A 12,218-nucleotide genomic window follows, 5' to 3' on the forward strand; every position below is an offset into this window, starting at 1 on the left:
GTAAGGTCCATTCACCACTACACTTGATTTAAAAATGCGAATTGTCGCTCAATCAACGCATCAAGCGCCGTCGCATTCTGCAATCCAGCTTTTTGTAAAGAAGATTTGGCGGAATCGAGATAAGAAAGTAGAGTCTTTTTGGAGTTTTTTGTACCTAAGAGTGCTAATATAGTTGTTTTGCCAATATCGCGACCCACAGACTTTTCAGCTTCAACCTCCTTCATCTGAACATCTTTCAAGTCATCTAAGAGCTGAAAGGCTAAACCCAGATGATATGAAAAATCTTTTAGCTCTTCTTTTTGACCTACAGATAAATTAGTCAAAATAGCGGCGCTGTAGATAGCATATTCAAACAAGGCCCCGGTTTTAAGGTAGTTAAGACGTTCAACGTCCTGAAGATTATTGTCAGGGCTATGATTAGCAAGGTCGGCCATTTGACCTGCGATTAGACCCGTAGAACCAACTGAATAAGACAGTAAATCAACTAATGCGACGCGTGTTTCAGGAATTATATTGTGTAGGCGCGACAAAACACCAAAGGCACGATTTAAAAGCGCCGTTGCGCTTAAAATGGCTGTGCTTTCATCAAAAGCTAAATGCGTTGTCGGCTGGTTGCGACGCAGTGCAGCATTGTCCATACAAGGTAAATCATCGAGTATCAGAGAGGCCGCGTGAACCATTTCGGCCACGCAACCTACATCTATAGAGGCTTTACGCAAGATTGGATCATTGGACGCGCCATGAGTTATCAGCACACATAATAACGGCCGAAAGCGTTTACCCGGAGAGAGCAGGGCGTGTCTTTGTGCCTCATGGAGGCGCACTGGCCAAGTTTTATCTGAGGGCACTAATTCGGTGAGGCGGGCCTCTATTGCAGCCTGAATAATGTCAACATCGGCGCTAGCATTCAAGGAATGGATATTTGACTGGGTATCGCTCACGCGGCTTGCCTCATTGCCATGTTTACACATAATAACATCAGTATTGTTTGGCATCTTAAAGGGTAAATTACTATTCAAAATCAAAAATAATGCCTCTTAATTCATCAGTAAAACTGATCCGAAGCCTCACTCGGTTTGAATGTCTATACGCTTATCATTCACCATGTTTAATAATTCGGCGGCTGCCTTGGCGTCACAAAGCGCTCTATGATGTGCCTCTAAATCTATCTGAAATTCCAAGCAAAGGTTTTTAAGGCTGTAGGAAGGATAGCCAGGGTAAAGCTTTCTCATTGATGCGCAGGTGCAAATTTTGGGGTGTTTAAAATTACGATCTATCATCTGAAATTCAGATCTTATGAAGCCGTAGTCAAAGTTTACATTATGAGCCGCAAAAATTGCGTCCCCCATGAATTCCGTAAAACTATCTGCGATTTCGGCAAAGATAGGGGCGTCAGCCACCATATTTTCGTCGATGCCGGTAATTCGTGTTATGTTTGATGGAATAGAACGTTGAGGATTAATAAGGCTTGACCACTCGCCAATAATTTCGCCATTTTGAAGTTTAACGGCCCCAATTTCGGTGACGCGATGTAGGCCTGGGCGGCCTCCCGTTGTTTCTACATCAACCACGACATAAACTTGGTCAGGATCAATATGCCATTCAACACGAATGATATTAGCCGTAAATCCAGCGGCCTGTAATTGCCGCAACCGTGTCAATTGATTACGGCGCAATACATCCCCTTTGGCTTTGACTTCAACAAATCGAGCTTCTCCGTGTTCAATCAGCATTAGATCTGGGAAACCATCTTTCGTTCTCATGAAATTCTGTGCCATGTGCCGTAACATTGAGACAAGCGCTGCTTTAGGAGCATGCCGCACCAATAGTTTGATACGCTCCACCGACTTGGGATCCCAATTAAAAACACCGTTTTTGGTGTTATGATGCTTTGTGATTGTTTTCAGCAAAGGCAACAGCGTTGACCCAGTTAAAGCCAAATCGCTTAGTTTACTTTCGATTGACTTCTTATGGTGTTGATAAAAACTATTTTTTTTGAGGCTTAAGGGTAAAGACCAAGCTTTTGGTGCTTCATCGGCATATATTTCATCCCAAAATAGAAGCCCGAAGAGGCTCAGCCATAACTGATTTTCTGTTCTATATGCTGCGAGGCCTTTTTTCTTGTAGTAATTTACCACGGCGCGCTCTGGCGCATGTCGGAATCCTTCATCCAAAAATATAGTATGACTTTCGCGCAATAAATCCGTGACTTCGCTCGTGCGTTTCTTTTTAAATTTGCGAGCGTAAAAGTCATTCGCGAACGTATGCTCGTCATCGCTTTCCGGATTTTCAATCATCTCCTCAAGACGTTTTTGTACCCAATTCCGATCATCGTTTTCATTTCGGCGGTATCGAATGCGAACAACGCGTTCGTTGCAATTATCGCTATCACTCTGGGCGTAAAGGCCAAGTGCGGCCTCAATATTGCCTTTACGTTCAGATAGTCCTCCTAATTTTTGTAAAAGCTTACCGCGTTTAATTTTTGTTAGTTCATCCACAGGCCTAGGCCATAACTCCACTGTATCAATTAGGGTCTGTATCGAAGCTTGATCGTTGGCGCCTAAGCTAAATAAAGCTTTGGCATAAAAATAGGCGCATTTAGCTTGACTGTAATTGGTAAAGGCTAATTTGGGCGATACATTGCGGGTAGGGCGGACTACACCTAAAACGCCTAATGTTTTGGCCTGCAAACTGTTTTCAATCCGTCCAAAGTACAGGAAAAGAAGGTACTGATAAGCCTTAAGTCTGGATTGCACCACAAAGCTATCGGAAATAAGCACGTCATCAAAATCTATGTGTTCTAAGCAAATGTCTATCAGTTTTGATTTCTTCCAAGACCGCCTGTATAATGTTTCACACAGACGCTCTTCAATCAATTGAACTAAATCTGGCTTTGTCATCGACAATAGAAAGTCTTTGAAATCAGAGCTCTCAACAGGTTTGACAAAGTTGTTTTGTAAGAGCGTGTCAAACTGTTCTGGGATGTTTTTGATTTCAACATACCGAAGATGGTACATATTGAAAATCTTTCCCTTTCGCCCAGCTATCCGGGCGTAGGTGCACTGCGCTTCAAAGGGCAGGGCATCGAAATCCTGTATGAAACGCGTGTGTTCAGGTCCCATTAAATCTGTATATCGGGTACTAACATAAGTAAGCATGTCACAAAAATTTCTATGATAATAAAATTGGGGTAAATCTTTAACCGACCAAGCTTGGCCCTTAGCAGCGCGTCGAAAGCGTCTTTGCTCGGCTTTGATGTAATTTTGAGCTTTCACGCTTAAACAACTCACACTTTATAACGGTTTTATCCCCAATGATATTCACAAACGCGAATGAGAACATATAAAGAACATTGTATATACCCACATAGATTGCAATCAAGTAATTTCTAGATGTTCCACACTATTGCTCGGGAATATGTTTGAGCATTATTCGCTTGTTCCGCAAGGGATAGACCTTCGTACAAAATAATGTAGGGTCGACAATAAGGGCCTAAAGTAAGCGTGCTCAATGTCGCGGGGAAAGAATGGAAAAGTCTATAAAGCTAGTTATCGCGATTCTTATTTTCACGGCTGTGGGCTTAACGGTGTCGTATATCGCGGGAGGTGAGGGGAAAGTCGCACACGATCACTCCATATTTTTTCTGTGTGCTTTGTGGGCTTACTTCGTAAATTGGGTCGCTTTTATCCCTGCTAGAGTGTTTAAAACTGAAAAATACTACGACTTAACCGGTGCCTTTACTTATATCACCATGATTGGCTTGGCTGTCTATTTGTCAGATGATTTAAGTTTGCGATCACTCGTCATAGTGGCCTTAGTGTGCCTTTGGTCACTAAGGCTGGGCAGTTTTCTTTTTCTAAGAATCAGACGTGACAAGGGTGACAAACGGTTTGACGACATAAAAGAAAATGGCCTTAGATTTTTTCTAACTTGGACCCTACAGGCCACATGGGTTGTCCTAACTAGCGCTTGTGCTTTAGCTGTGATTACGGCTTCAAAAGCCACGTCATGGGACATATTTGCAAGTTTAGGGCTTATTCTATGGGCCATTGGGATTAGCTTTGAAATCATAGCGGACGCGCAAAAGTCAGCCTTTCGTAAAAACCCAGCAAATGCAGGGCGTTTCATTTCGACTGGCTTGTGGTCACGTTCACAGCACCCAAATTATTTTGGCGAGATATTATTGTGGATTGGTATCTCTGTTATGGCGATTCCGGTTTTAGAAGGATGGGCTTGGTTAGCTATGATATCACCATTCTTTGTCGCATTTTTAATATTACGTGTCAGTGGCGTTCCGCTACTGCAGAAGTCTGCCAAAAAGAAATGGGGAGACGATCCACGATACATTGATTATCATTCCAAAACACCAATCTTAATTCCCAGATTGTTTTGATAAAGCAAATTTGTCGGTAAATAGTCAGAATAACTCCACATAAATTCCAAAAATACACGAATATTTAATACAACATAATGCAGATTATGTTGTATTAAACCTGTAAAGTATAGCAGTTTATCGTTAGGGCTCTTATGTTGTCACCCCGTCACTCTTCTGACCCATCATCTTACGTTCCACCGGATTTCGTCAAACGAAATGGACGGAAAATGGTCACTGCTTATTCTGAGTTTTTTGCACTGAACATCAATGCGAATACTAATGATGCATATGCCAACGGATTAAAATTATTTTTTGAACATTGTGAAAAAATAGGCATTTCTGATGTGCTTGATATTGAGCCAATTCACGTACAAGATTTCAATGTTACAATATTGGGTGCAGGTTACGGCACTGCAAGCTTGAGACAATATTTATCAGCCATCAGAATGTTTTTTGATAGCTGTGTTGTCCGAGGTGTTTTGAGTGTGAACCCTGCTAAGGCTGTAAAACTACCGCGGTCAAGCACAGGCACGGGTAAAACACCCGTAATCGTATCTGATCAGGTACGGCAAATTTTAGACTCAATTCCCCGTATGCGAGAAATCGACTTGCGCGATCGCGCTTTAATCGGCCTTATGGTGTATTCATTTTTTCGTATTTCGGCGGCTCTTTCGTTGAAGGTACGTGATTATGAACTCCGCGGCAATCAGAGATGGCTAGTTGGCGAAGAAAAAGGTTCAAAGCGTCACGAAATGCCTGTTCACCCAGATTTAGAAAACATGATGGATGAATACCTCATAGAAACAGGTGTAATAAAAAGCCCTAACGCCTTGATCTTTCAGTCTTGTATAGGTCGCAATGGTAAACTTACAGGCAAGCCATTTGATCGCAACTCTTCATGGAGAATGGTACGCAAACGCGCTCTAGCGGCCGGAATTCAACGTGAGATTGGCAATCATTCATTTAGAGCGACAGGCATTACAACGTACCTAAATAACGGTGGCTCCCTAGAAGACGCGCGTATTATGGCAAACCATTCTAATTCAACGACAACTAAGCTGTATGACAGGACCAAAGACGTGGCTAAACTGCAAGAAATACAACGCCTTAAATTTTAGCCCTGAGCTTCAGTGACTAGAAAATAGATTAGAGAACACTCAATGAAAACTGCAATCATCGTACCTGCACGTTACGGCTCAACACGCTTCCCGGGTAAGCCCTTAGCCAAACTAGGCGGAATAAGCATGGTCGTGCGTACGGCGAAGAATGCACAGCTTGCCGCCACGGCTTTGGGTGATGCCGTGGCCATGGTCGCAACAGATGATTCTCGTATAATGGAACACTGTAAAGCAGAGGGCTTGCTTTGCCTTATGACAGACTCTGACCTGCCCTCTGGCAGCGATCGCGCTCTCGCCGCTGTAACCGCTTATGAGGCTCAGTCGTCCATGTCGATTGATACTATCGTGAACTTACAGGGTGATGCCCCCTTCACGCCTCCCGCTCATGTTGAATCTGTTGTTAACTGCTTGCGGACCAATAAGCACTTCGATGTAGCTACCCCCTTTATTCAATTGGATTGGGCGGCACTTGATCAATTAAGGCGCCATAAAGAAACTACACCATTTAGTGGGACAACACTGGTTTCTGATGACAGTGGTAAAGCTTTATGGTTCTCAAAGAATATAATTCCTGCAATCCGTAAAGAAGATGATCTAAGATTAAGCGCCACACTTTCTCCAGTTCGCCGACATATAGGTCTGTATGCTTACAGAAAATCAACATTAGAAAAATACGTATCATTGCCCATAGGACATTGGGAGGCTTTGGAGGGATTGGAGCAGCTTAGATGCCTTGAAAACGGTATATCAATCGGCTGTGTTGGCGTTGAACCTGCAGAGGTGGCAATTTCAGGAATCGACACACCAGAAGACTTAAAGCGCGCAGAAGCAATGTTAATGGCATTAAACCGCTAAAGAATGATTTCCATCCCGTCATAAGCTGGGGATGCAATCGGCGGTAATTCAGCTGATAAAGTATCATAATCCATATCAATATGAAGATTAGTCAATATGCCACGACGTGCGCAAATACGTGCCAGCCATGACAATGATTTATCCGCATTCGCGTGCGTTGGATGATCATTGTAGCGAAGAGCATCAACAATGAAGGTGTCAATATTTTCCAAATTATCGAGCGCCTTTTCAGGTATTTCCCACACATCAGGGGCATACCCGAGCGCTCCATCAAAAATAAAGCCTAATACAGGGGTTGGGCCATGACTCAGTTGCAAAACATCAATTTCTAATGCTCCCCCAGGCCCCAATACAGAGACCCTATCACCGCCCTTCATTAAGGGCTGTAATTTCAAGATCGGCGGGTGAACACGACCGTCAGGCATTTCAAAACAATAATGAAAACGAGAATGTACATGAGACTTGGTGTGTGCATCCATATAGGTCGGAATTTGAGTTCTCATACGATAAGCTATGGCTCTTAGGTCATCAATACCGTGGCTTTGGTCAGCATGTTCATGTGTGAATAAAACGGCATCCAGTCGTTGAATACCCGCTTGCAAAAACTGCTCCCGAAGATCCGGGCTAGTATCAATCAAAACAGTAGTGCGCTCATACACAGGCGGCATAACTGAGCCTTGCCAGTATTCAACATAGAGTGAAGATCGAGAGCGTTTGTTCTTAGGGTTTGTAGCGTTACAAGCTCCCCAGTCACCGCCTACTCGCGGTACACCGCCAGACGAACCACATCCCAAGATAATAGCTCTCAATCCCACAATAGACCTCTATCTGCCTTTTGGAACAGATTGAAAAAGGCATTTGTTGTATGTTGTGCCGCCTCTTCGTAAGTCCAGCCTTTAACTTCCGCGAGACCTTGGCATACCTCATGAACATAGGCAGGTTCATTACGTCGCCCCCTATGAGGCACGGGGGCTAAATATGGGCAATCCGTTTCGATCATAATGCGCTCATCAGGCATGATTTCGATAATAGAACGAACATCATGAGCGTTTTTGAAAGTAACAATCCCTGAAACAGAAAAATACAACCCCATATCAATAGCATCTTTTGCCAGTTCCAGCCCCGAAGTGTAACAATGTAAAAGCGCTGGAAATGTCCCTTTACTCATTTCTCTATCAAGTATTTTTCGCATTAAATCATCGGCTTCACGTGTATGAATAATGAGTGGAATTTGAAGTTCGCGTGCAGCCTCTATATGGGCTTGAAAATTGAATCGCTGCTCGGCTTCTGAACTATACCCGTAATGAAAATCTAGTCCCGTTTCTCCAATGCCAATAATTTTGGGATGTAATGCCAAGTCAACAAGTTGCTGGGCTGTTATATTTGGATTTTCCTTAGCGTCATGAGGATGCGTTCCGACGCTTGCCCAAATTGCTTCAGACAGTTTAGCCACATTAACAGTAGCCTCATAGTCTTTGATATTACAACAAATATTCAGCATGCCCTTTACGCCAGCGGCTTTTGCCCGCGTAATTACCTCTGGTAGGTCATCTGCAAATTTTTCGCCATGCAGGTTTACGTGACTATCTATAAGCATCAGGCAGCCCTTACCGCACTTAGTGTGTTTAACAGTGTTGCCGTCTTATCTGTATTTATGGCGGCTTCAATGGCCTTTTGTTCTCTTATCAATGACCAAGCCTTAAGCCACTTTTCTGGATTTCGTTTATTATTCGGGGGAGCAAAAGCCCCTTCCCACAAATCCGTTTGTGAATAAACGGCGCAGGCTTGTATGCTGTCCTCAAGTACATCCCAAAATAACGCTCTCGCAACGGCTGCATTTTGCGTGGCGAGAGACTTAGCAATCCCTATATCAATGCTTACACGCCCTGTATCCAATGACTCCATGAACCGCTTTAAAGGCATTAAAACTTCGGATGCGTTTTGCGCTAGGGCCATAGCTTTGCCTGGTCCGCCACGACTTAAATTAGCGCAAGCCTCAACCATATCCTTAGAGCCTTGACCCTGCCGAGACAACCAATCGACGATATCAGCCTTCGGCACGGCTTTTAATGGCACTGCCATGCAACGTGAACGTATGGTCGGTAATAAGCGACCTGGAGAGGACGACAATAAAATCATCACTGTTTTAGAAGGCGGTTCTTCGAGCATCTTCAACAGGGCGTTTTCAGCATTTCTATTCAAGTCATCAGCGCTATCAATAATTACTACGCGACTTTCTTTATCTTCTGCGGCCGTTCCTTGTAAAAACTCACCAACCGATCGAATGAGATCAACAGGAATATCCTGTTTAAATTTCTTTGTTTTAGAATCCCAAGGACGGTTTACAACAAACAAGTTTCCATGCCCTCGGCTTTCAATTCGTTGTGATATAGGATCTGACTTGGGAATGTTGAGGCTCTCAGGCATTAATGACTGACCGCCCAGCAAGGCTCTGGACATACGATAAGCCAAGGTCGCTTTTCCTATACCCGGCGGACCTGTCAGTAACCAAGCATGATGAAGGCGGCCAGATTGTTGAGCTTGTATAAATCGACGCTCTGCCTCCGAATGACCTAAAAGGTCATAAGTCTCACGTGGGTGAAGACAAGCTGGTGCACGATCCGATTCAGGTAGAGGCTCTGTATCGAATCCTTTGGCCATAATTAGTCGTTAGAGGCGCTTAATTTGCCCGCCAATGATGGATATCGCATAGTAAGCACATGAATTATACGCGCGTGAATAGCCTCTCGCCCCGCTCCAGCATCAACAGTAACAAAACGGTCTGCATTCTGGTGTGCAATATCTAGAAATGCGTCTCTGAGAACATTGTGAAAATCGATATCTTGTTTGTCAAAGCGTGACAAATTTTCTCCGCGCATTTCTACGCGTTTTTGGGCGAGTATTGGATCAATATCAAACAAGACAGTTAAATTTGGTTCGAATCCATCCATTATAGTATCATGCAGTTCTTTGACTTTTTGTGCGCCTAGGCCGCGAGCATATCCTTGATAAGCTAAGCTCGAATCTGCAAAGCGATCACTAATGACCCAAGCGCCTCTTGCGAGAGCGGGTTTAATGAGCTTTTCGACATGATCTAACCGCGCTGCGTACATTAACAATAACTCTGTCATACCCGACCAACGCTCGTTCGACCCAGAAAGCACTAGGTCTCGTATCGCTTCAGCGCCGAATGTTCCGCCGGGCTCGCGTGTGAGTAAAGTCTCGACGCCCGCATTTTCCAAAGCATCGCATAATAGCTTAGCTTGCGTGGTTTTGCCTGCGCCTTCACCGCCTTCAAAGGTAATAAACTGTCCAGCTTCCACGATTTATCCTCTTATGGTCTTTAATAAGGACGTCCAAACCTTACCAACAGACGATTTTTCTTTCATAGATTCAGAGGCAATTACATCAACACGATCAATTACTGAATCGCCTTGATAGACAATCACTTCGCCTAAAACATCGCCTTTTTCAATTGGAGCAACCGCCATCTTTGCATGGAGCTCGGAACGAAGTGAAGCCCGATCCACGCGTGGTAGACCAACTTTAACCTCGGATATCGTTTCGACCGGAATGGTTCCAGCCTTTCCCATATACACATCCACATCACCAACAATTTGGTTTGCTGTGAAAACATCATAGACTTTGAACTGTGTGAAAGCGGCATTCATAAGAGATATAGCTGTATCGCGTCGCTCGGAAGAACTCCCCGTTCCATTAATAACTATAATTCTCCGGTCATCTCCTCGCTTAGCAGAACCAACAAGGCCATACCCAGAAATCTCTGTATGTCCTGTTTTCAAACCGTCAGCCCCTGTAAAACGACCCAATAATGGGTTGCGGTTACTTTGTTTAATACCGTTCCACGTAAACGAACGCTCGTTATAGAGCCCGTAATACTGGGGGAAACGACGAATCATCATGTCTGCAAGTTTGGCAAGGTCTAGAGCGCTGATTTCATGGCCTGCGTCAGGCCAACCCGTAGAGTTTAGGAATGTTGCGGTTTTCAAGCCAAGCTCATGCGCGCGCTGCGTCATAAGCTCTGCAAAGGCACTTTCAGACCCAGCCAAACCCTCAGCTAGCACAATGCAAGCATCATTACCAGACTGTACGATTACGCCGCGAAGGAGATCTTCGACCCGCGCAGTGGAGTTCAAATCCAAGAACATTGTTGATGAACCTGACTTTGCCCCGCCACGTCGCCAAGCTTCTTCGCTAACATTGAACTCCGTATCCATTGTAATGCGACCCGATTCCAATGCTTCAAACACCATAAATGCCGTCATGATTTTGGTCATGGATGCAGGCGGCATAGGGCGCTCTGCGTCTTTCGTGAAAAGAACTTCATTAGAGTTAAAGTCGATAATGGCCGCGTGGGGCGCATTAGTTTGAAACCGGCTTGCATCTTGAGAGTATGCTGGTTGTGCTAGCAGGAAAAGACCAAGAGGTAGTACTGTAGGAGATATAAATCGCATAGGAGGCGCGGTTTCCAGAGTTAGAATCAATATAGGCGCCGACAAGGGCGCCTATATTATTCACATAGCTTTGTGGCAATCGCAAGGCCGCGAGAGCCTTAAGGTCTGTTATCGTTTTGTCTTATATTCCCGATAATTTACTGCCGGAATAAACTTGGGTTCAGCAGATGTCTTATCATGCTTTGCGATATGTATCGGCCCTTTAATTGTGAGGGTGATTTGCCCGCCATCTTCAGGCATCTCAGGCTCTTCAATTGGTGCCGGCACAGGACGTGTAGGAGCTATTGGGTTATAGTTTGGTTCCAAATCTGATCCACGTTGCACATCAAAATAATCTAGAGAAACCTTTGGTGTAGCAGGTGAAGTGTCTTTTGGAGCTTCAAAGGGCATTGTATCGACACCTGAATATGGCAAAGCTGAATATGGGACGGCCTTTGGTGTTGGCGTAGGAGCTTCAACAGACAATGCAGGTGGAATATCCTCATAAACAGGTGGTGTCATGATAGGGCCAGTTGCTGCATTTGGATCGGCAGGCCCTATGTAACGAACACGTACACGTGCCAAACCACCATTAATTGTGCCTAGTGCTTCCGCAGCGCCTTTGGATAAATCAATGATACGATTATCAATAAAGGGGCCTCGGTCATTCAAACGCACGATAAGAGAGCGACCATTTTCTAAGTTTTCGACATGAAGCATAGAGTTTAAAGGAAGGGTTTTATGCGCCGCAGTTAAGTCATTCATATTAAATGTTTCACCCGTGGCTGTAGGACGGCCGTGGAATTTCTCACCATACCATGACGCAATACCCGTTTCATCATAGTTTGGTTCGTGTTTCGGTGAATAAGACTCGCCGTTGACCTTATACCGCTTGCCTAGCTTTTGATGCGCGTAAAGTTCACTATCTGTTGATTGTTCACTGAACTGTGGTCCAGAATAGCTTGGTTTTTGCGGTAATGCAGAATATGGCATTGGCTCCCGCATCGAATATTTTGGTGATGACTGACGTCTGTGGTTTTTATTCGCCACTTTAGGCAATGTTAGTGACGCATATTGTGTCGCCCCCTGCCCGATTTTATATGTAATAGGTGCAGGCTCTGTCATTTTAACAATGTTTGTTGAGGCGCAGGCTGTCATACCTAAACCCATTAGGGTGCAAAGACCTAAACGTATTAACTTCGCGGTCCTAACTTCAACTTTTACCATCTTTTCAACCTTCTCATTATCGCGCCCAGACGCTTTAAAATAAAACAACAGATGGAATTTTTTTCGCTTTTCCTGTCATCTTGGGACGAGTTGTACGATATTGGGTTTAAATCCGCGTTAGAAGACAAGGGTAACAGGGTCTCAAAAATTGCGGTAAATAAAGTCTTTATGAAATTGTTTGAAAAACTC

11 protein-coding genes are annotated in these 12,218 nt (G+C 44.2%); 3 read left to right on the forward strand and 8 right to left on the reverse strand.

Going from position 1 to position 12,218, the window contains the following annotated elements; genetic code table 11:
• Positions 1 to 17 precede the first annotated feature (17 nt).
• Both DES40_RS03375 and DES40_RS03380 read right to left on the reverse strand, forming a co-directional pair.
• Positions 18 to 941: a polyprenyl synthetase family protein gene (locus DES40_RS03375; protein WP_170144866.1), complete on the reverse strand. Its 924-nt coding sequence runs from the start codon at positions 939 to 941 to the stop codon at positions 18 to 20.
• A gap of 126 nt (positions 942 to 1,067) precedes the next feature.
• The gene (locus DES40_RS03380) at positions 1,068 to 3,275 is read right to left on the reverse strand and encodes an exonuclease domain-containing protein (RefSeq protein WP_121099144.1); all 2,208 of its coding nucleotides are present in this window, start codon (positions 3,273 to 3,275) and stop codon (positions 1,068 to 1,070) included.
• A 251-nt stretch (positions 3,276 to 3,526) separates the two neighbouring features.
• Here DES40_RS03380 and DES40_RS03385 point away from each other — a divergent pair, with 251 nt between their 5' ends.
• The 3 genes from DES40_RS03385 (at position 3,527) to DES40_RS03395 (ending at position 6,348) form a co-directional block, all read left to right on the forward strand.
• On the forward strand, positions 3,527 to 4,393 hold the full coding sequence (locus DES40_RS03385) for a DUF1295 domain-containing protein (RefSeq protein WP_121099145.1): 867 nt from the start codon (positions 3,527 to 3,529) through the stop codon (positions 4,391 to 4,393).
• Between the two features lie 134 nt (positions 4,394 to 4,527).
• Entirely contained in the window at positions 4,528 to 5,493 is a 966-nt protein-coding gene (locus DES40_RS03390; protein ID WP_121099146.1) for a tyrosine-type recombinase/integrase, read from the forward strand.
• A 42-nt stretch (positions 5,494 to 5,535) separates the two neighbouring features.
• Positions 5,536 to 6,348 carry a 3-deoxy-manno-octulosonate cytidylyltransferase gene (locus DES40_RS03395; RefSeq protein WP_121099147.1) on the forward strand — a complete coding sequence of 271 codons (813 nt, stop codon included), beginning with the start codon at positions 5,536 to 5,538 and terminating at the stop codon, positions 6,346 to 6,348.
• On the opposite strand, the gene DES40_RS03400 is transcribed toward DES40_RS03395, so the two are convergent.
• From DES40_RS03400 to DES40_RS03425, 6 genes are all read right to left on the reverse strand, one after another.
• Entirely contained in the window at positions 6,345 to 7,163 is an 819-nt protein-coding gene (locus tag DES40_RS03400; protein WP_121099148.1) for an MBL fold metallo-hydrolase, read from the reverse strand. The two genes, DES40_RS03395 and DES40_RS03400, sit on opposite strands and share 4 nt — an antisense overlap.
• A complete protein-coding gene (locus DES40_RS03405) occupies positions 7,154 to 7,945 on the reverse strand; it encodes a TatD family hydrolase (protein ID WP_121099149.1) in 792 nt (263 codons plus the stop codon). Before DES40_RS03405 ends, DES40_RS03400 begins: the two co-directional genes overlap by 10 nt.
• Complete coding sequence (locus DES40_RS03410) at positions 7,945 to 9,009, reverse strand: DNA polymerase III subunit delta' (protein ID WP_121099150.1); 1,065 nt, start codon at positions 9,007 to 9,009, stop codon at positions 7,945 to 7,947. The genes DES40_RS03405 and DES40_RS03410 overlap by 1 nt, the downstream gene beginning before the upstream one ends.
• A 2-nt stretch (positions 9,010 to 9,011) precedes the next feature.
• Positions 9,012 to 9,671, reverse strand: a complete 660-nt coding sequence (gene tmk / locus DES40_RS03415; RefSeq protein ID WP_121099151.1) for a dTMP kinase — start codon at positions 9,669 to 9,671, stop codon at positions 9,012 to 9,014.
• A gap of 3 nt (positions 9,672 to 9,674) precedes the next feature.
• On the reverse strand, positions 9,675 to 10,823 hold the full coding sequence (locus tag DES40_RS03420; protein ID WP_121099152.1) for a D-alanyl-D-alanine carboxypeptidase family protein: 1,149 nt from the start codon (positions 10,821 to 10,823) through the stop codon (positions 9,675 to 9,677).
• 108 nt (positions 10,824 to 10,931) lie between these two features.
• Positions 10,932 to 12,029, reverse strand: a complete 1,098-nt coding sequence (locus tag DES40_RS03425; protein ID WP_233345388.1) for a septal ring lytic transglycosylase RlpA family protein — start codon at positions 12,027 to 12,029, stop codon at positions 10,932 to 10,934.
• Between the last annotated feature and the right edge of the window lie 189 nt (positions 12,030 to 12,218).

The sequence above is a fragment of the Litorimonas taeanensis genome (assembly GCF_003634015.1).
Taxonomy (GTDB): domain Bacteria; phylum Pseudomonadota; class Alphaproteobacteria; order Caulobacterales; family Maricaulaceae; genus Litorimonas; species Litorimonas taeanensis.

What these genes read in the sequence shown, in the direction of transcription:
- DES40_RS03385 (WP_121099145.1), top strand. Translation starts at nt 3,527, where the DNA reads ATGGAAAAGTCTATAAAGCTAGTTATCGCGATTCTTATTTTCACGGCT.
- DES40_RS03390 (WP_121099146.1), top strand. Translation starts at nt 4,528, where the DNA reads ATGTTGTCACCCCGTCACTCTTCTGACCCATCATCTTACGTTCCACCG.
- DES40_RS03395 (WP_121099147.1), top strand. Translation starts at nt 5,536, where the DNA reads ATGAAAACTGCAATCATCGTACCTGCACGTTACGGCTCAACACGCTTC.
- DES40_RS03405 (WP_121099149.1), bottom strand. Translation starts at nt 7,945, where the DNA reads ATGCTTATAGATAGTCACGTAAACCTGCATGGCGAAAAATTTGCAGAT.
- DES40_RS03410 (WP_121099150.1), bottom strand. Translation starts at nt 9,009, where the DNA reads ATGGCCAAAGGATTCGATACAGAGCCTCTACCTGAATCGGATCGTGCA.
- DES40_RS03420 (WP_121099152.1), bottom strand. Translation starts at nt 10,823, where the DNA reads ATGCGATTTATATCTCCTACAGTACTACCTCTTGGTCTTTTCCTGCTA.
- DES40_RS03425 (WP_233345388.1), bottom strand. Translation starts at nt 12,029, where the DNA reads ATGGTAAAAGTTGAAGTTAGGACCGCGAAGTTAATACGTTTAGGTCTT.